This window comes from Psychrobacter sp. ASPA161_6, from assembly GCF_051970285.1.
GTDB classification, from domain to species: Bacteria; Pseudomonadota; Gammaproteobacteria; order Pseudomonadales; family Moraxellaceae; genus Psychrobacter; species Psychrobacter glaciei.
This window is the reverse complement of sequence record NZ_JBEFNJ010000002.1, coordinates 1-19457: the sequence shown is the minus strand read 5'-3', so window position 1 is coordinate 19457 and position 19457 is coordinate 1. Positions and strand designations below refer to the sequence as shown.

Genomic DNA, 19457 nt, shown 5'->3' with positions numbered 1-19457 from the left:
AATTTTTACGCCGCTCGTTGATGCTTATGGTGTGCTTTATAGCATCACACTAGGGCGTGTCCTCATTTTAAAAATGAGGACACGCCCTAGAAATTTACGGTTGTTTATCTGCTCGCAAGTTTTTCATTGCCGATGTCTGTACTATTTGCCAATCATCAATACTGTCCAAAGAATCACTGGGTTTGATACCATCAGCTAATACAACAAACAGTGCGGCTAGATTTTGTTCGTTAGCGACTCTCAGTGCCTTTTTATAAGGCATGGCAGTCAGTGCTGTTGCCCATGCATCTGCCAATGCGACCGAGTCTGCAGCAACCGTGACCGAAGGGGCGCCGCCCACGATAGGCTCGCCAGTGGTGGGGTCGATCGTGTGACTATAGTGCTTACCATCAAAAACGATCGAGTTGCGATAGTTGCCAGACGTCGCTAGATGCATTTGAGTGGTAGTGTTTATAGGTTGACGAATGGCGGATATCGTTTGGCGTTCGCTGACGGTGCTGCCTTCAATAGGGGCATCAATCGCAATTTGCCACGGTTGTTGCTGGTTATTCACGCCAGAGGTCGCAATTTCGCCGCCGATCTCAACCATATAATTACGAATCTGATAATCGTCTCTAAGCACATCAGCGATGACATCGACCCCATAACCCTTGGCAACGGCAGAAAAATCTAGACCAACACCATCTTTGCTTTTATAGATCGATTTATCTTCTTTTATGATGCTTTCAAAGTCTACCAATGCTTTTGCTTGGGCAATCTCAAGTGCTGTTGGCGGGCTTTGTAGACGCTCGACGGTCATAGTGCTGCCGAATCCCCACGTATCGACCAATGGCATGACAGTAGGATCAAAAGCACCGCCAGATTGTTCATAAACGATTTGTGAGACATTGAGCACGCGACTAAAATCAGCGTCGATAATAATAGGGATATCTCTACCCAATTGATTAAACTTAGATATCGTTGAATCACTCTGGTAAGTCGACATGCTGTCATTAATTTGCTGCAAACGCTTATCAATCGTTGCTTGTATATCGGCTTCATCTGCATCATCGGGCAGTTGATAGCTAATATGATAGCTTGTGCCCATCGTCTCACCACTCAGAGAATTATAGTCTGGTGTTTGCTGGCAGGCACTAATACTTAAAGTGCCGACAAGACCAATGATGCCAAATAGGGCAAGATTCATAGTTTTTTTAGAAGATGAGCTGTATTCGGTATTATTCATAATATTTTCGGTATGGCGCAAAAATGAGTAGGGTGTAAAACAAGCCATGCTTATTTTACACCCCTTGAGCTCAAAAATACCAATGAAGGCACTATTCAATGACAATTCGTTCGGTTGAGCAGCTTATTTTACTTGTGACTCACGGATAAGTTTATAAAGTTTTGGCGGTGATACCCGATTGACTCTTGTTGCCAGTTTTTCTTGTTTGCCACCAACGATGATGTATTCTTTATTATTACCAAGCGCCTTCACGACCTGTTTAGCAAACTCAGTCGCGCTCAGTCCTTTACTGGTCGCCTCATCCATCGTGCCTTGCGCGCTACCATCTCCTGTCAGCGCGTTGATAGAAACGTTGGTTTGGATAAATCCTGGAAATATCGTCGCGACCTCTATGCCTTGGTCATGCAATTCCGCACGCAAACTGTTCGCCCACATATGCAAGGCGGCTTTGGCTGCCCCATAAGCGCCGCGATATTGCGTACCGAGTAAGCCTGCCACACTTGATATCATCACTACCTTGCCGCCACCTTGTACGATCATATCTGGCAATACCAATCTGGTCAGACGGGTTTGCGCAAAGTAATCTATCTCCATAATTTGCCGTTCGACATCTTCACTGGTCTCCATAATAAGCGAGCGTTGACTGACACCAGCATTATTAATCAGCCAGTCGATTTTTCCTGTCTGTGCGATAGCCGCGTCATAAGCTTCTTTCGCTTGCTCGGCATCACTAATATCAAAAGGCACTATGATGTGTTTTTTGCTGTGCTTGCAACTTTTTTTGACCGCTGCTAATTTTGCCTCATCACGACCACTCAAAATAATCCGAGCACCGCGTTTGGCAAAAGCAATGGCTAAGGCTTCGCCAATACCGCTAGAAGCACCGGTTATCCAAATGGTTAATTCTTTCACTTTGGTTTTCATAAGAATCCTTTCTTAAAGCAATAAATAATCAATCATATAGGAGAGGGCAGGTAATCTGCTATTTAGATTTGTAGTCTTATTATTTGAACTTGGCACTTAATCGAGGCCAAAAAAAGAGCCTCAATTGAGACTCTTTTTTTTAGAACTAATTTAATCGTGTTTCTCTAACCAGTCGGCTTAACCACCAAAGTCATCAAGCATGATGTTTTCGTCTTCAACACCAAGGCTATGTAACATGTCGATTACCGCCGCGTTCATCATCGGTGGCCCGCACATGTAGTATTCACAGTCTTCTGGGTTCGGATGGTCTTTTAGATACTCTTCTAGCAAGACATTATGGATAAAGCCAGTATAGCCATCCCAATTGTCTTCAGGAAGTGGATCAGATAGGGCAACATGCCATTCAAAGTTCGCAAACTCTGCTTCTAGTTGATCATAGTCTTCAACATAGAACATCTCACGAATTGAGCGCGCACCGTACCAAAAGCTAATCTTACGATCAGAGTTCAAACGTTTTAGCTGATCAAAGATATGCGAGCGCATTGGTGCCATGCCTGCACCACCACCGACGAAAATCATCTCAGTTTCGGTATCTTTGGCAAAGAACTCACCATAAGGACCTGAAACCGTTACTTTATCGCCAGGCTTTAAGCTAAATGTCCAAGAAGACATCTTACCTGGTGGGATACCGTCAGGACCACGTGGCGGTGGACTAGCGATACGAATGTTAAACTTAATCAGGCCTTTTTCTTCTGGGTAGTTGGCCATTGAGTACGCACGGATAACCGGCTCATCAACTTTTGAGACATAGTTGAAGATGCCGAATTTTTCCCAGTCTTCTCTATATTCTTCAGCCACATCGAAGTCTTTATAATGCACTTCATGCGGTGGCGCTTCTAGCTGTACATAACCACCAGCGCGGAAGTTAACTTCTTCGCCTTCTGGAATTTTTAGTACCAGCTCTTTAATAAAGGTAGCAACGTTATCGTTAGAGACAACCTCGCATTCCCATTTTTGCACATCAAAAAACTCAGGGTCAATCTCAATTTTCATGTCTTGCTTGACGGCTACCTGACAGGCTAAGCGCATGTGATTGCGGATTTCGCCTTGAGTAAAATAGCCTTCTTCAGTCGGCAAGATAGAACCGCCGCCTTCAATAACGCGGCAACGACACTGCGCACAAGTACCACCGCCACCACAGGCTGAAGATAAGAAAATACCTTCGCTCGCCAGTGTTTGCAGCAGTTTACCACCTGCGGGTGTCACGACGTCATTATCGGGATTATCATTGATATGGATGGTAACATCGCCTGAACTGACCAGTCTTGAGCGCGCCGCCAAAATAATGGCGACAAGGCCCATGATGATCAAGGTAAACATAGCAACGCCACCAATCGCCGTAGCGTAATCCATGGTAGGTATCCTTAATCTATGGAGTAGGGGTGCGAAAAGACGTCATTGCGTTTTTCCTGAACCCCTACCGAATAAATGAATTAAATAGGTCAAATCGCTAAATAGGCTTTTAAGCTTAGCGGTCTAGATTGACATACCGCCGAAAGACATAAAGCCAAGTGACATCAGACCAACTGTGATAAAGGTAATACCAAGACCACGTAGCGGTGCTGGAATGTCTGAGTATTTTAGCTTTTCACGGATACCGGCCAATGCGGTAATCGCCAATGCCCAACCGAAACCTGCGCCTACGCCATATACCATCGATTCGCCAAAGTTGTAGTCACGCTCCACCATAAATAGTACACCACCTAAGATGGCACAGTTGACAGTGATGAGCGGTAAGAATACCCCAAGGGCGTTATACAGACTCGGAACGAACTTATCCAAGAACATCTCTAGAATCTGTACGGTCGCAGCAATTAGACCAATATAACTGAGCAAGCCCAAAAAGCTTAAGTCAATATCTGGAAAACCTGCCCATGCCAGCGCACCGTCTTTTAGGATGAACTGAAATAGTAAGTTGTTTAATGGCACAGTGATGGCCATTACGACGACAACTGCAACACCTAAGCCGATAGCAGTTGAAACCTTCTTTGATACTGCCAAGAAAGTACACATACCTAAGAAGTAGGCAAGCGCCATATTCTCAATAAAGACTGAGGTTATAAATAAACTAACATAATGTCCCATTAGTGACCGCCTCCGTGTGCCATGCCTTTAGACTGCGGCTTCATTACAAACTCGGCTTCTTCAACCTGCTCTGGTTTCCAAATACGAACAATGGCAATGAATAATCCAATGATAAAGAATGCTGACGGTGGCAACAGTAATAGACCGTTTGGAATATACCAACCGCCATCAGTGACAGGCTGTAGGATAGTGATACCAAACCATGTACCTGAGCCAAGTAGCTCACGGATAGTCGCGACAAACAACAGTACCGCAGAGTAACCAAGACCATTACCAATACCGTCTAAAAAGCTGGGTACGGGTGGATTGCTCATCGCAAATGCTTCGGCACGACCCATCACGATACAGTTGGTGATAATCAAACCAACGAAGACTGATAGACCCTTACTGACATCATAAGCGACGGCTTTTAGCACCTGATCGACCAAGATAACCAGTGAGGCAATGATGGTCATCTGTACAATAATACGAATACTTGATGGGATTTGCTTACGAATAATAGAGATAAAGAAGCTCGAAAACGCCGTTACCAGTGTCAACGCCACACACATCACCAACGCATTGGCCATGCTGGTCGTCACCGCCAATGCCGAACAGATACCTAAGATCTGTAGAGCAATGGGGTTATTATCAAAGATAGGCGAGGTTAAAATACTTTTAGTGTCAGCCATGTTATGCCTCCTTGCCGTTTGCTACTGGTAGGGTCGCTGCCAGTTCGGTTGTCGGTTGAGCGCTCTTATTGTCTGGTTGTATCGACTGGCTCGCTTGGGCATCAACGCTATCAAGCGTTTTACCGTTCTGTTTACGTAGCAAATCTAGGTAAGGCTTATAACCTTGCTCACCCAACCAAAACTGAATCATGTTGCTCACACCGCGACTGGTTAACGTCGCACCGCTGATACCATCAACCCAGTTATCTTTTGGATTGCCCGCTTTGGTCACGCCAGTTGCCACGTCACCGTTTTCGTCATATGAGTGGATACCAGTCCACATCGCGCGCCATTTCGGCTCTTCGATGCGAGCGCCAAGACCTGGGGTTTCTTTATGCTCATAAAAGCTGATACCTTTGATGGTATTCATGTCACTTTCGAGCGTTAAGAAACCATAAATCGTACCCCATAGGCCATAGCCTTGAATCGGCAGTACAACCATCTCAGGCTTACCCGCGTCATCGTTTTTGACATAGACTTTGGCGTATTTAGGTTTACGACCAATACTGGCTGGATCGTTATCACCTAGGTCATCGCTTAGTGCTTTGTTTTTGGTGGCTTGGCTGGCGTCATAAGCGTTACGATCAGGGATGCCTGCCGCTTTTAGTGCGGCGTCATCTACATAATTGCCTTTATTCAAATCAATGATTTTTACTTCAAAATCTTTGAATCGCTCAGCAACGTCGTCAGCAGTATCAGATTCAGCATCGTACATATCGGCTGCGACTAAAATGTTTTTGTTGCGGTCTAAGCGCGCATTTTCGACTTGCGCTGGTTTTAGACCCACCGCGACTGCTGAGACCAATACGGAACACACCAAACATAGCGTCAACGCTACGCTGATGGTTTTCGCGTTGTTACTTTTGGGCTTGGACATAGCGAACCCTCCGAGCGGTTTGGCGTTTGATGTTTGCTTGAGTCACAAAATAATCAAACAATGGAGCAAATAAGTTGGCAAATAGAATGGCCAGCATGATGCCTTCTGGGAAAGCTGGGTTGATGACACGAATCAATACCGTCATAAAACCAATCAAAATACCATAAGCCCAGCGGCCTTTATTAGTATGTGCAGCTGAGACAGGATCGGTCGCCATAAAGACTGCACCGAATGCAAAGCCACCAATGACTAGATGCCAGTAAAAAGGCAAGCTCATCATCATATTGTCTTTAGAGCCAATCATATTGAATACAAGAGACGTAGCAATCAAACCGACCACACAACCTGCCATGATGCGCCATGAGGCAATACGCGTCCATAGTAGAACTGCTGCACCCATTAATATTGCTAAAGTCGATACTTCACCGATACTGCCTTGCATGTTCCCTAAGAACGCATCACTCCAAGTGATTGCATTACCATAGACATCGACGAAATCCTGAGGTACTACACCAAGTGCCGCTAGGCCAAGTGGTGTCGCTCCTGAGAAGCCATCAACCGCTGTCCATACTGAGTCGCCTGACATGTAAGCAGGATACGCAAAGTATAGGAACGCACGACCCGATAGGGCAGGGTTCAAGAAGTTTTTGCCCGTACCACCAAAGACTTCTTTTGCGACTACCACACCAAAGATAATACCTAGGGCTACTTGCCATAAAGGAATATCTGGTGGTAGACATAGTGCAAATAGTACCGAGGTCACAAAGAAGCCTTCATTGACTTCATGGCCACGTACTACGGCAAAGATAATCTCACAGAGAATACCAACACCAAAGGTCACAAGGTAGATTGGCAAAAACTGCATCGCGCCATAGACAAAACTTGCCCAGATACTGTCTGGGTTATAGCCTGCCATGCTGGTAATGATGGTACGCCAGCCTTCAGGTTGTAAGCCAAGCTGAGTGATAGCAGTTAGTGCTTGATGACCGATGTTGTACATACCCCAAAACATTGCTGGGAACGTACATAGCCATACGGTAATCATAATGCGTTTTAGATCAATACCGTCACGCACGTGTGAGGACGCGTATGCCGTTGAGCTTGGTTGACGCAAAAAAGTATCAAACATCTCAAAGATGGCATAGTATTTTTCATGTTTGCCACCTTTGGTGAAAGACGGCTCCATACGATCGAACATATTGTGTAAAAATTTCATCGTGGTTAGCCCTCCAGTTCAATGCGCGTCAAGTTATCACGCAAAATATCACCGAATTCATATTTGCCAGGAGAAACGAAGGTGCATAATGCTAAATCTTCTTCGTCCAATTCAAGTACGCCCAAGTCTACTGCCGTGATAATGTCTTCAACGATTAACGCGCGCAATAGTTGCGTTGGCAGATAGTCTTGTGGCATGACCTCTTCGTAAACCCCGATAGGCACCATCGCTCGCGGTGAGCCGTTACTCGTGGTGGTAAAGTTATACTTTTTGCCACCAAAAAACTGCGAAATATAGATAGGCAGTTTTGAGAAACGGTTTGCACCTGGACTAAAGAAGTGAAACGCTGGACGCTCATGACCTTCAGGTAAAACGCTGATCTGGTCATGGAAACGACCAACATAGGCACTATTCGAGAATGACTGGCGACCCGACAGCACTGAACCTGAAATAATACGGTTCTCGCCATCGATCAGCTGACCTTTCGTCAAGGCTGTGATATCAGCACCACGTTCAGTTGCGATTAGGTGCGGATTTTTGACCGCAGGGCCTGCTAAGCTAAGCATACGACGTGTATATAAGCGACCGGTGGTAAATAATTTACCAATCGCAATCACGTCTTGATAGCCAATCGTCCAGACGCTCACGCCGCGCATGATTGGATGCAAGAAGTGAATGTGTGTGCCAGCCAGACCTGCTGGATGTTTGCCAGCAAAGCTATGATACTCAGTGACATTATTAGCCGCGGTTTTCGCAACTGGCGTCAACTGGGCATCACCATGATGGCAGACAAAGGTCTTTGGGCTGAGCGTCGATAGTACCGCAAGTCCGTCATTGAATGCTTGCAGTTGCTCATTAATCAGCAGCATCGGGTCAAACGCTAATGGATTGGTATCCATCGCGGTGACAAAGATGGCATGCGGACGAGCACCGATTTCGGGAGCGCGGCTATAGGGACGCGTACGAAACGCCGTCCATTCGCCAGAGGCGAGCAGTTGGGTTTCAACGGTTTCTGAGTCTAGGTCAGCCAGTTGCTGGGAGTCATAGCGCTGAAAGTCTATTTCCTCACCATTGGGATCGACCGCAATGACAAGACTCTCGAACACACGACGCTCACCGCGTTTGATCGCGATAACTTTACCCGCAGCAGGTGCCGTATAGATAACGCCAACCCGTTTTTTATCTTCAAAAACGGGCTGACCTTTTGCTACGGTGTCACCTTCTTTGACATTCATTGTGGGCTTCATACCCACATAATCATAGCCAACGAGTGCCACATGGGCAGGTCTGTGCTCAGATATCTCGCGGGAGGGTTCACCAGTGATGGGCAAATCCAAACCTTTTTTGATGGTAATCATAAGCGAAAACTTAGTCCATAGTCTAAAACGATACCAGACGTCCTGTTTGGTATATCGGTAGCATGAACATCTGCGTCATTTAATAAAGCCCTCATGTATCTCTTCCCATAGCAAGGCGAAGAAAAAGTGCTCAAATATAACGCTGGATCATAACTACTAGTAAGAGTATTAACGCTGACCTTAGACTCCTTAACAACACGTTAATGTCTTATTCGAATTACCAAAGTGGCGACTGGCTACCAAGGTGTATGGCAAAATCATCCAATCAAAGTCTATTGTCAAAGCTGGTTGCTAAAAGTAATTGCTTTAAAAAAGACAGTTTTGCCATACGATTTATTAAAATCTTAAAATTTGTACATCCAGAGTGATGGGCTTAGAAACAAGAGTGAATCAAATAAATAACCGATGAATGCAAAGTATCATTCAAGCGAGATAGTCATTTAGAGCGTAATGGCGCAGATCAACCTATCGCAGATTGCCTGTTTAGAGTTCTAATATCATCCGTTCAACAATATATCAGCCAATTATCTACAAACACAATTGGCTGTTGCTCGATTCATCCTGACCGCCATGCAGCATTGGCTCACTTATGAGTGAATAAAAATGCACAGTACATGGTTACTATCACTTAGAAACAAATACAAATTTACCTAGGATTATACGCTAAATTGACCTAAAATTGCCAGTTAGTAATTGAATTTACCTAATGTTGCTAGTACCTTCGAGTGCTCAAACTTATGGTTATGGTTATCGATATTTTTATTTATTCATACTACACGATCATAAAGTTTTTGAGATAATCGTGAGTCGATTTTGAGAGCCAATTTCTATCAGATCATTTGTTGAATGAGGCTTGCTTATCACTGTTTAACTGATTTATTGTTTTACTTTGCCGTTTATTCTTATTTTTTAATATTACGTTTTATAAGGAATGCTATATGTGTGCTGTCCCTGTCATTATCCCCGCTATTGATTTAAAAGATGGTAAATGTGTGCGCTTAAAACAAGGCCGTATGGAAGATGATACGGTGTTTTCAGATGACCCTGTCGCTGTAGCAGCACGTTGGGTAAATGAGGGCGCGCGCCGTTTACATCTGGTCGATTTGAACGGCGCATTTGATGGGGTGCCAGTACATAAGCAAGTCGTCAACGACATCGCCAAAGCTTTTCCGCAGCTGCCTATTCAATTGGGTGGCGGTGTGCGCAATATGAATACCATTGAGCAATATATTACCGCAGGGCTGACATACATTATCATCGGTACAAAGGCCGTTGAAGATCCTAATTTTGTCGCTGAAGCTTGCCGCGAGTTCGGTGGTCATATTATCGTCGGTATCGATGCCAAAGACGGTATGGTTGCTACCCATGGTTGGGCAAATGTCACAGATACCAAGGCAACTGAGCTCGCCAAGCGTTTTGCTGATGTGGGTGTTTCCTCTATCGTTTATACTGATATTGCCCGCGATGGTATGATGCAAGGCGTCAACGTCGAGCAGACTGTCAACCTAGCACGTGAAGGCGGCCTACCAGTGATTGCATCAGGCGGCGTGACTAACATGAAAGATATTGAGCTATTAAAGCCTTATGGCGATTGTATCGAAGGCATCATCACTGGCCGTGCTATATATGAAGGTACGCTAAGCTTAACTGAGGCGCAGATTTATCTAGATCGTAAATAAGCAGTAAAAGCTTATTTATAACAATCAGTCATAAAAATGAGCAATAAAACTCAGTAACGACAGCAAAGGATGCTTATGGCCGCTTATCTTGACCGCCTAATGACACGCAAGTTTTTAACGGTATGGGGTCAGCTGCTGTTAATACTAAGCCTCGTTTTTACTTTACCCGCTTATGCTGCTGGTGAAGATATAGCCAGTGTCACGACGGCCTTGGGTATAGAGAGTACGCTAGAAGAAGTGCCTAATCCTGTTGCCACAGAAGGCGAGACCTCTGTAGAAGCCGATTCACAAAGTTTGCCACCTCCTGCCGATCCACCCGTGATTAGTGGCGAGAGTACCAACAATGCTCAAATCGAAACCACACCTACCCCTCTAAAAGACAATGACATTCGTCAACGTATCAACGGTATTTTTTCTGAAATAGAAGGGCTGCAGGCGGTCAGTGTCAGCGTTACTCAAGGCGTTGTGACGTTAGCAGGAGAAACTCCCAACGAAAAAAAGGCACAACAAGCCATTAATTTGACCAATCGTTTGACGGATGTAGTCACCGTCGAGGACAATATCAATCGAACGCTGGATATTCAGGATAATGTCACGACGGTCTACCAAGGTCTTAGAACGCAAGTTAAAAACCTAGTCAAAGCCGTGCCCTTACTGTTGGTTGGCATTGTTATCTTTGGATTGGTCACATGGTTTGGTAGTTGGTTCTCCAATCGAAAAAAAATGTGGCAACGGCTCACGCCCAATCCTTTCGTTGCTGAGCTGTTGGCACAAACCGTCAAAGTAATCTTTATCATTTTTGGTTTAATTTTGGCGCTGAGTTTGATAGGGGCAGAGACGATATTAGGCACGCTACTTGGCGGTGCTGGAGTCATCGGTATCGCGGTTGGTTTTGCGGTCAAAGATACCATTGAAAACTACATCGCCTCTTTGATGCTGAGTATTCGTCAGCCGTTTCGCGCTCGTGATCAGATTGTCATCAACGGGCAAGAAGGCATTGTGGTGCGTTTGACCTCACGTGCGACGATTTTAATGACGTTAGATGGCAATCAGCTACGTATCCCAAATGCCGAAGTCTTTAAAGGCACTATTCTAAATTACACCAAAAACCCTGAACGGCGCTTTACCTTTGAGTTGGGTGTCGATGCCAATGACGACCCGCTTGCGGCCATTAAAGTTGGTATCGATGCGATATGTCAGCTGGATTTTGTCTTAGATGAACCCAAAGCCATTGCGGTCATTACCAATGTTGGTGACTCCAATATTATTCTAGAGTTTCAGATCTGGGTGGATCAATCAGAAACCGATTTTGCCAAGGCACGTAGTATTGCTATACGCGAAACCAAGCACGCCTTAGAAAACGAAGGATTTAGTCTCCCTGAACCCATCTATCGTCTACGCTTTAATGATGAGTTAGAAAAAGCCTTGGAACATCTGCAAGGCAATAACCGCTCTAACCAAGCTAATGGGACTAATGCTGATATGACAATTACACCGACGACACCAGAATCTATAGATATCAATAAAGTCGATAATAGCAGTGCTGATGACAAAGACAAAAAACAAGCCAAAGCCCGCGCTAAATATATCCTACAAGGACGTAATGCTGAAGAGGTGTTGAGCGCCCGTCCTGACGAAAAGTTAATGGAAAAAGTCGAACAAGAAATTGCTGAAAGTTCAGATGAGACCGATTTGTTGAGTAATAATAGTCCGCAAGAGTAAATATCTAAGCAACCTCAAAACTAGGCATAAAAAATGCAGTGAAACGTATAAGACAGTTATCATATAAAATATACGAGACATTTTTATGCAAATGAAGCATCTGATTATATTCGCCCTAGCTGGTATTGTTCTCTTAATTGGTTTCAATATGTTTAACAGCAATCGCCATGAGAGTCGGATAGCGGCGGCGACCAGTAGCACCACCACTACCACATCACCGGCTACTGCTATCAGCTCTGAAGATACCGTGAACACCAACACCGATATCGCAAGCCAGCCTCTTGGGCAGCAGCCTAAAGCCATTCTTGATAATGCCACTGCCCAAATAGAGCAAGCAGAGCAGGTCAATCAAGAGCGCGTAGAGCAGATGAGCGACGCGCAGTAGTTGACCAGTTATCACTTATTCATCGCGCACAAAAAAAAGGCTAAAGATAAACTTTAGCCTTTTTTATTACGTTCAGTTTTTATTGAGAGTTAGGTTTTTTGGCTTGCGCCTTTATTGTTTCGGCTACTGCTTTTTCTAGCGGGGCTCTTCTTTGGCTGATCTTTTTTCGTTTGATTCATCTCGCTAGATTGCAGCTTCGCTTTAAGATCAAAGTCGATTTGTAGCAGATCCATATTGACCCCAGCTACTTTTACTTTGACCAAATCGCCCAAGCCAAATAACGTACCTTTATCTTTACCAATGAGTTGCTGTTGTTGCTCATCATAGACAAAGAAGTCATCGCCGACATTAGAGATATGAACCAAGCCGTCGATATATAGGTCAGTTAAGGTCACAAATAAACCGAAGCTAGTAACCGTCGTTACCACACCGTCGAACTCTTCACCGACGTGATCTTTCATATAGTGACACTTGAGCCAAGACTCTACGTAGCGCGATGCTTTTTCAGCACGGCGTTCAGTATCTGAAGTCTGTGTGCCAGCACCTTCTAAAGAGAAGTCCATCACTGGCTGCTGACTTTTAGTTACTTTTGCTTTAATCGCGCGATGCAGCATGAGGTCAGGATAACGGCGAATCGGCGAGGTAAAGTGGCTATACTCGTCATAAGCCAAACCAAAGTGACCAATATTGTCAGGCGAATAATTCGCTTGCATCATTGAGCGCAATAGCATGCTATGGATACTAATCGCATCGGGTCTCTCTTTGGTGGCTTCGATAATCCGCTGGTAATCCGCTTGCGTTGGGTTTTCTTCTGGGAAGCTTAAACCAAAGTTTTTCGCATATTCATGGACACGTAACGATTTTTCGCCATCAGGTTTATCATGGTTACGATATAAGACCGGTAGCTCATTTTTTAGCGCAAAATTGGCAGCACAGGTATTGGCGAGCAGCATACACTCTTCAATAAGCTTATGTGCATCACCACGAGTACGCGGCAAGATGGCTGCGATACCACCTTTTTCATTGAACTTGATATAAGTTTCAACCGTTTCAAACTCCATTGCATGACGCTCTTCACGCTTTTGCAGTAGTAGCTCATACAATTGATGCAGGGTATCGACAGATTTTTTGACTGCTTTATTGCCTGTTAATGAATCAGGGATACTAGGATCTTTTGGATTCTCAAGATAGGCATTCACTTGGTTATAAGTCAAGCGTGCTTGTGAATGAATCACTCCAGGATAAAAATCATAACCGGTGACCTTGCCTGCACGAGATATCTTGATATCAGCAACCATACACAAACGATCAAGGTCTGGGTTCAATGAGCATAGACCGTTAGACAATACTTCAGGAAGCATCGGGATCACACGATGTGGGAAATATACTGACGTCCCACGCTCGTAAGCATCTTGATCAAGCGGCGAGTTTGGGGTGACGTAATGACTCACATCAGCAATCGCTACCAAGACACGGTAGTTACCACCAGAGCGCTTTTCAGCGAATACCGCATCATCAAAGTCACGCGCATCTTCACCATCGATGGTAATGAGAGGTAAATCACGCAAGTCTGTACGACCTTTTATATCTTTTTCAGTCGGCTCTTTATAGTCGTTGGCCTGTTTAAGCGTCGCTTCACTAAAATCAGACGGAATGTCGTAGTTGAGCAGGGTAGTCTCGATGATTAATTCACGATCGTTATCATCAGATAAGACTTCAGTGATTTTACCTGTAGCAAACTCATGCTGATTTGGCCAGTCGATAATATCTACTTTGACTGGTGCGCCTTGCTTAACTTCGAGAGCTTGCACATTTTCTTCAGTCACTGTAATCGGCTGATGGTTATTGGGACTGCCAAGCTCGACACAGTAGCCATCTTCATCACGCGCAAGCGTACCGATGAAATTATTTTGACGACGTTCGACGACATCGACGATACGCCCTTCGGTACGACCACGGTTATCTGTTGAGGTACCAACCGCTTCAACGGTATCGCCATTAAAGACCCAGCGCATTTGTTTTTCATGCAAGAATAGGTCAGGCATGTCGCTTAGTAACACGAAACCAAAACCTTTTGGATGCGCAGATACTGTACCCGTTACGATATCTTGCTTGGTCACTGTGCGGTAGCGATAAGGACGACCTTCGCGGTTTACTTGTCCATCGCGTGCCATTGCTTTGAGGCGATTGCCTAAAGCGTCAAACTGATCAGGATCATCAATATTAAAGGCTTTTGCCAATTGTTGATGCGTGACTTCGCCATGCTCATTAATCGTGCCGAGTATCAGCTCACGACTAGGAATGGGATTGTCATATTTTTTTGCCTCACTTGAGGCGTTTGGATCGTTCCAACTCATAAATTACCGTATCTATTTTTAAAATTATTAATAATGGCTATCTTAACACGAACGACATGGCAATATCTTGCGTCAATTGTCTTAAGTGTATTCGGTAGCAGGAAGTTGTCATCTTTAATCGGCAACAACTATCAAAAAATCAAATGTCGATATCGACTGTACTTGATTTATTGGTTATCTTATTACTGTCTATCTCTTTCGATACTTCTAATACTGTCGTTTGATTAGACTTATCCAAATATTTTTGTGCTTTATCGACTTCAGTGGTCAAGGTATTGACCGTCTGCTTCATATTTTCTAGCGCTTCAATTTTGTAATTACTGATCATATCCATCGTATCATAGACATTATTAAAGGCATTTTGTAGTTTATCAAGCTCAATAGTGCTACTGGTTGCTTGCTCATGAATTTCACCAGACTGGCGTTTGAGCATGGCTGAGGTTGACTCAATTAAACTGCTTGTTGTTTTGTTTAAAGCAGTAATTTGATCAAGTACTAGTTTCTGATTGGTCATCGCTTGTGCAACGACGACGGCCGTCCGTAGCGCAGATACGGTGGTTGTGGTTGCTCGATCTACGCCTTTAATCAACTCTAGATTGTTTCTACGAATGGTATCAAGCGCCAGATAGCCTTGGACATTAACCGCCAACTGGGTTAAAAAGTCCGTATTTTTTTGACGTACATAAAACAGCATCTCTTCTTTAATAATACGAGCTTTTTCAGGATCAGTTGCTTCGATTGCATAGACTTTTTGCTCTAGTTGCTCATCGATTTTTTTGCCGACGTAGACATACTGGCGAATAGATTGCATCAGCTCCCACATATTGATTTTTTCTTGCTCAATCATTGCATTGTCTTTAAGCAGTTCATCTTTACCATTATATAGACTGGTGACCACCGCGTTAATATGTGATTGTGCTGATTCATATTGGCGGAAGTAATCTTGTACTTTATTGCCAAATGGAATGAGACCAAACAGCTTGCGCGAGCTGGTCAGCTCTTTTTTGCTCGGATCCAAATCTTCGACAATACCGCGTAACTCAGTCAATGATTTTGCAATAGGGGAGTTATCGAACAAGCTGTCATTGAGGCTTTTCGCAGGCAACGCTAACATACGATTGGATATTTGTGCTGATTCGCGGATTTCTTTATTGCCCAAATTATGAATAGATTGCACGTTTTGTTGAAACTCAGCGCTACGTACAGAGTTATTCAGTACATGATCGACGAACGCATCGACCTTGGCATCAAGTTCTGGGATTTGGTTTTCATCCAACTTGACCATCTGATCAGCTTCACTTTTTTGTATTTCTTTGACCGGTTCAGGTGGTGTTAGAGAGATACTTGGCGTAGAGGCGTTTTCGGGTGGGGTCAATTCTTGCATGAAGTTTCCTATAATATCTGAGAGAGGCAGTGTTTTTGGCCAATAACGTCAATAGTCGTGGTACACGGTATCTTTATACATTTAATAATTTTTATTTGCACAGGGTTTTTTGCATAGGAAGAAATGGATATACAACAGACCTTTAGACTACCTTAGACCTTTAGACTACCTTGTAATTAAAAGACTGAGAAGACAGATTTTGTAAATCACGGTCAGTTTAATATATCTATGGAACCGTCTATGACACTATTATTTGTAAGGTTAAATAGTAAAAAACCACCAATATCCCGCAGCATATTGATGGTTAAGATTATAAATATCTACGTCGACTTACAACTATGTCAACTCACAGCCACCACTAACAGTCATCTAACGAATAGATTACTTTTTCTTAGTTGGTCCAAGCAGCATACCCATTTGACGACCTTCCATCTTAGGGTACTGCTCGACGTTTGAGATATCAGCGGTATCTTCAATGATACGATCAAGTTGTTTGCGACCAATATCTTGGTGCGCCATTTCACGTCCGCGGAAACGGATGCTAATTTTAACTTTGTCTTGATCTTCCAAGAAGCTAACGATTTTTCTCAGTTTTACCTGATAATCGGCTTCTTCGGTACTTGGACGTAGCTTCATCTCTTTGAGCTGAGTCTGCTTTTGGTTTTTCTTAGCTTCTTTTGCCTTTTGCTTTTGATCATAGAGGAAATGCTTATAATCCATGATTTTACATACTGGCGGCTTAGCTTCAGGAACCAATTCAACCAAATCTAGACTGTCTTCACGTGCCGCTTTCATCGCGGTGTCGATATCGACCACGCCCATTTGTTCACCGTCTTCTTTGACCAGACGGACTTCTTTGGCACTGATATCTTCGTTGATGTTCAAACGGTTGGACTGTTTAATAGGTATTACTCCTCATCTGTTTTTGGGTTCTGTCGGCCTTTCTCAGCGACAGCTGTCTGTACTAATGCAATAAATTCAGGAACGCTCATCACGCCAAGGTTTTCACCTTCGCGAGTACGGACATTAACACTGCCCGATTCGACTTCTTTATCCCCTAATACTAGCATATAGGGAATACGTTCTAATGTTTTCTCTCGTATCTTAAATCCAATCTTTTCGTTACGCAAGTCACTAATAGCGCGCAAACCTGCATTTTTTAGTTCACTGACCACGTTTTCACAAGCTTCGCCTTGTTTATCGGTTATATTCATGACGACTACTTGCTGTGGTGCCAACCATACTGGCATCCAACCCGCATAGTTTTCAATCAAGATACCGATAAAACGCTCGAACGAACCCAAGATTGCACGGTGTAGCATAATAGGTACTTCGCGCTCATTTTGCTCGTTAACAAATTCCGCATCGAGACGCTCTGGCATATTCGGATCAACCTGAATGGTACCGCACTGCCACACGCGACCTAACGAGTCTTTTAGACTGAATTCAATCTTCGGACCATAAAACGCACCTTCACCTGGCAGATAATCCCAATCAAGCCCTGAATTATCAAGTGCATCGGCCAAAGCTTTTTCTGCAAAGTCCCAAGACTCATCGCTACCGACGCGTTTTTCAGGACGTGTCGAGAGTTTCATAATAATGTTATCGAAGCCGAAATCTTCATAGACTGCAAGCGTTAGCTTAATGAAATCAGCGACTTCTTGCTGAATCTGCGCTTGCGTACAGAAGATATGCGCGTCATCTTGAGTAAAGCCACGAACACGCATCAAACCATGCAATGAGCCTGAAGGCTCGTTGCGGTGACATGAGCCAAACTCTGCCATACGTAAAGGCAAGTCACGGTAAGATTTGAGACCCTGATTAAAGACTTGTACGTGGCAAGGGCAGTTCATCGGTTTTACCGCATAATCACGGTTTTCACTTGAGGTTGTAAACATATTGGTTGCATAGTTGCCCCAATGTCCAGAACGCTCCCACAAGCTACGATCAACAATTTGTGGCGTTTTGATTTCTTCGTAGCCATTATCGTATTGTACTTTGCGCATATATTGCTCAAGTACTTGATAGATCGTCCAGCCATTGGCATGCCAGAACACCATGCCGGGTGCTTGCTCTTGCATATGAAACAAATTAAGCGCTTTACCAATCTTACGATGGTCACGTTTTTCAGCTTCTTCAATACGCTGGATATACGCTTTTAGATCTTTCTTATCCGCCCATGCTGTACCATAGATACGTTGCAGCTGCTCATTCTTAGCATCACCGCGCCAATAAGCACCAGACATTTTCGTCAATTTAAATACTTTTAGGAATCGTGTGTTTGGCACGTGAGGGCCACGGCACATATCGACGTATTCTTGATGATGATATAGACCGAAAGCTTCTTCACCGGGCATATCATTAATCAGCTTGAGCTTATAATCTTCGCCGCGCTCTTCAAAAATCTCAATCACTTCAGCACGTGGCGTTATCTTCTTTATGACGTCATAGTCCTGCTTTATCAACTGCACCATACGTTTTTCTATGGCTTCCATATTCTCAGGTGTGAATGGCGTCTCACTATAGATGTCATAATAAAAGCCGTCTTCGATTACTGGACCGATGACCATTTTTACATCAGGATAGAGCTGCTTGACTGCGTGCCCTAATAGATGGGCCGCCGAGTGACGAATGATATCGACACCATCAGCATCTTTCGGGGTAACGATTTCCACCTTGGCATCACGGGTAATTGGATCAGAGGCATCAACCAACTGACCATCTACACGTCCCGCAACCGTCGCTTTGGCAAGTCCTGCACCAATACTTTGCGCCACTTCCATGACAGTCGTGTTGCCTTCAAACTGTTTTACGCTACCATCGGGTAAAGTAATCGCTACCATAATCTATTCACCTTTTTGCGTCCGTTGGCAGTGATGATTGCAACAATCAATCATGTAACCGTAAGACTGCGTCAATTATATCCAACCACTGTGATATGTTGTAAGAGATAGGCATTACTTAAAAGCGCAGACATATAATCGCGTCACGATAATAGAAAACAAGCTGCCTTCTATATTAAGGTTAAGCAGAACTGCTCTTAAGCAATGTTATAAAAGCGGCTATTATAGCAAAAACCGTCTATAAACACTAGATAGCAAGGGATTAGGTCAGCTTCTATATATAGGTGCGCTGTGATCAATATCAAGAGTGATGAATATAGGGGTGATCCGTAGCTACAGATGAACTGTATATTTCATAGCGTAATAAAATGATTCACAGTTTTTGAGGGGCAGACTGAGCTTATTTATAAGTAGGCTTAGCTTATCTATAATAGACAGGAGCTAAACGCCAAAGACTATGTTTAGAATCTAACTTCAACTTTTAATAATTTTTAGCTAAATAATTGAAATATATAAAGTATTATAGGTATCGCAAAATTAATTTAAAAACCTTCAGTAAAATGGTTGACACAGAATTTAAAGCGTCTATAATACGCCCTCATCAAGACGAGCTGGAAGTAACTAGTGTGTAA

Annotated in this window: 15 protein-coding genes; 3 read left to right on the top strand and 12 right to left on the bottom strand. The window is 43.8% G+C overall.

Annotation, left to right across the window (positions count from 1 at the left end; all coding sequences use genetic code 11):
* Positions 1-94: 94 nt before the first annotated feature.
* The 8 genes from ACTQ9T_RS06150 to ACTQ9T_RS06115 all read right to left on the bottom strand — a co-directional run bounded on the left by ACTQ9T_RS06150 (position 95) and on the right by ACTQ9T_RS06115 (position 8455).
* Complete coding sequence (locus tag ACTQ9T_RS06150) at positions 95-1186, bottom strand: FAD:protein FMN transferase (protein ID WP_440464859.1); 1092 nt, start codon at positions 1184-1186, stop codon at positions 95-97.
* Between the two features lie 162 nt (positions 1187-1348).
* Positions 1349-2149: an SDR family NAD(P)-dependent oxidoreductase gene (locus ACTQ9T_RS06145; protein WP_440464475.1), complete on the bottom strand. Its 801-nt coding sequence runs from the start codon at positions 2147-2149 to the stop codon at positions 1349-1351.
* A 177-nt stretch (positions 2150-2326) separates the two neighbouring features.
* Positions 2327-3562, bottom strand: a complete 1236-nt coding sequence (nqrF, locus tag ACTQ9T_RS06140; RefSeq protein WP_010197298.1) for an NADH:ubiquinone reductase (Na(+)-transporting) subunit F — start codon at positions 3560-3562, stop codon at positions 2327-2329.
* Between the two features lie 123 nt (positions 3563-3685).
* Positions 3686-4294, bottom strand: coding sequence for an NADH:ubiquinone reductase (Na(+)-transporting) subunit E (nqrE, locus tag ACTQ9T_RS06135; RefSeq protein WP_010197300.1), 609 nt, complete (start codon positions 4292-4294; stop codon positions 3686-3688).
* Complete coding sequence (locus ACTQ9T_RS06130; protein ID WP_010197301.1) at positions 4294-4965, bottom strand: NADH:ubiquinone reductase (Na(+)-transporting) subunit D; 672 nt, start codon at positions 4963-4965, stop codon at positions 4294-4296. Before ACTQ9T_RS06130 ends, nqrE begins: the two co-directional genes overlap by 1 nt.
* A gap of 1 nt (position 4966) precedes the next feature.
* Complete coding sequence (locus ACTQ9T_RS06125; protein WP_440464474.1) at positions 4967-5881, bottom strand: Na(+)-translocating NADH-quinone reductase subunit C; 915 nt, start codon at positions 5879-5881, stop codon at positions 4967-4969.
* Positions 5862-7097 (bottom strand): NADH:ubiquinone reductase (Na(+)-transporting) subunit B, encoded by a 1236-nt coding sequence (locus ACTQ9T_RS06120; RefSeq protein ID WP_010197303.1) that lies wholly within the window; start codon positions 7095-7097, stop codon positions 5862-5864. Before ACTQ9T_RS06120 ends, ACTQ9T_RS06125 begins: the two co-directional genes overlap by 20 nt.
* Before the next feature lie 5 nt (positions 7098-7102).
* Positions 7103-8455, bottom strand: a complete 1353-nt coding sequence (locus ACTQ9T_RS06115; protein WP_010197304.1) for a Na(+)-translocating NADH-quinone reductase subunit A — start codon at positions 8453-8455, stop codon at positions 7103-7105.
* 938 nt (positions 8456-9393) lie between these two features.
* Here ACTQ9T_RS06115 and hisA point away from each other — a divergent pair.
* The 3 genes from hisA (at position 9394) to ACTQ9T_RS06100 (ending at position 12241) form a co-directional block, all read left to right on the top strand.
* Entirely contained in the window at positions 9394-10134 is a 741-nt protein-coding gene (hisA, locus tag ACTQ9T_RS06110; RefSeq protein WP_440464473.1) for a 1-(5-phosphoribosyl)-5-[(5-phosphoribosylamino)methylideneamino]imidazole-4-carboxamide isomerase, read from the top strand.
* Between the two features lie 75 nt (positions 10135-10209).
* The gene (locus ACTQ9T_RS06105) at positions 10210-11856 is read left to right on the top strand and encodes a mechanosensitive ion channel domain-containing protein (protein WP_440464472.1); all 1647 of its coding nucleotides are present in this window, start codon (positions 10210-10212) and stop codon (positions 11854-11856) included.
* 85 nt (positions 11857-11941) lie between these two features.
* On the top strand, positions 11942-12241 hold the full coding sequence (locus ACTQ9T_RS06100) for a hypothetical protein (RefSeq protein WP_440464471.1): 300 nt from the start codon (positions 11942-11944) through the stop codon (positions 12239-12241).
* Positions 12242-12330: 89 nt separating this feature from the next.
* On the opposite strand, the gene rnr is transcribed toward ACTQ9T_RS06100, so the two are convergent.
* From rnr to thrS, 4 genes are all read right to left on the bottom strand, one after another.
* Positions 12331-14598 (bottom strand): ribonuclease R, encoded by a 2268-nt coding sequence (gene rnr, locus ACTQ9T_RS06095; protein ID WP_440464470.1) that lies wholly within the window; start codon positions 14596-14598, stop codon positions 12331-12333.
* Between the two features lie 139 nt (positions 14599-14737).
* Positions 14738-15982, bottom strand: a complete 1245-nt coding sequence (locus ACTQ9T_RS06090) for a toxic anion resistance protein (RefSeq protein WP_440464469.1) — start codon at positions 15980-15982, stop codon at positions 14738-14740.
* A gap of 381 nt (positions 15983-16363) precedes the next feature.
* Complete coding sequence (gene infC / locus ACTQ9T_RS06085; RefSeq protein WP_010197324.1) at positions 16364-16867, bottom strand: translation initiation factor IF-3; 504 nt, start codon at positions 16865-16867, stop codon at positions 16364-16366.
* A 23-nt stretch (positions 16868-16890) separates the two neighbouring features.
* Positions 16891-18825: a threonine--tRNA ligase gene (gene thrS / locus ACTQ9T_RS06080; RefSeq protein WP_440464468.1), complete on the bottom strand. Its 1935-nt coding sequence runs from the start codon at positions 18823-18825 to the stop codon at positions 16891-16893.
* Positions 18826-19457 lie beyond the last annotated feature (632 nt).

Excerpts from the sequence above, each read along its gene's own strand:
- ACTQ9T_RS06150 (WP_440464859.1), bottom strand. The coding sequence starts at position 1,186 with ATGAATCTTGCCCTATTTGGCATCATTGGTCTTGTCGGCACTTTAAGT.
- ACTQ9T_RS06145 (WP_440464475.1), bottom strand. The coding sequence starts at position 2,149 with ATGAAAACCAAAGTGAAAGAATTAACCATTTGGATAACCGGTGCTTCT.
- nqrF (WP_010197298.1), bottom strand. The coding sequence starts at position 3,562 with ATGGATTACGCTACGGCGATTGGTGGCGTTGCTATGTTTACCTTGATC.
- nqrE (WP_010197300.1), bottom strand. The coding sequence starts at position 4,294 with ATGGGACATTATGTTAGTTTATTTATAACCTCAGTCTTTATTGAGAAT.
- ACTQ9T_RS06130 (WP_010197301.1), bottom strand. The coding sequence starts at position 4,965 with ATGGCTGACACTAAAAGTATTTTAACCTCGCCTATCTTTGATAATAAC.
- ACTQ9T_RS06125 (WP_440464474.1), bottom strand. The coding sequence starts at position 5,881 with ATGTCCAAGCCCAAAAGTAACAACGCGAAAACCATCAGCGTAGCGTTG.
- ACTQ9T_RS06120 (WP_010197303.1), bottom strand. The coding sequence starts at position 7,097 with ATGAAATTTTTACACAATATGTTCGATCGTATGGAGCCGTCTTTCACC.
- ACTQ9T_RS06115 (WP_010197304.1), bottom strand. The coding sequence starts at position 8,455 with ATGATTACCATCAAAAAAGGTTTGGATTTGCCCATCACTGGTGAACCC.
- hisA (WP_440464473.1), top strand. The coding sequence starts at position 9,394 with ATGTGTGCTGTCCCTGTCATTATCCCCGCTATTGATTTAAAAGATGGT.
- ACTQ9T_RS06105 (WP_440464472.1), top strand. The coding sequence starts at position 10,210 with ATGGCCGCTTATCTTGACCGCCTAATGACACGCAAGTTTTTAACGGTA.
- ACTQ9T_RS06100 (WP_440464471.1), top strand. The coding sequence starts at position 11,942 with ATGCAAATGAAGCATCTGATTATATTCGCCCTAGCTGGTATTGTTCTC.
- rnr (WP_440464470.1), bottom strand. The coding sequence starts at position 14,598 with ATGAGTTGGAACGATCCAAACGCCTCAAGTGAGGCAAAAAAATATGAC.
- ACTQ9T_RS06090 (WP_440464469.1), bottom strand. The coding sequence starts at position 15,982 with ATGCAAGAATTGACCCCACCCGAAAACGCCTCTACGCCAAGTATCTCT.
- thrS (WP_440464468.1), bottom strand. The coding sequence starts at position 18,825 with ATGGTAGCGATTACTTTACCCGATGGTAGCGTAAAACAGTTTGAAGGC.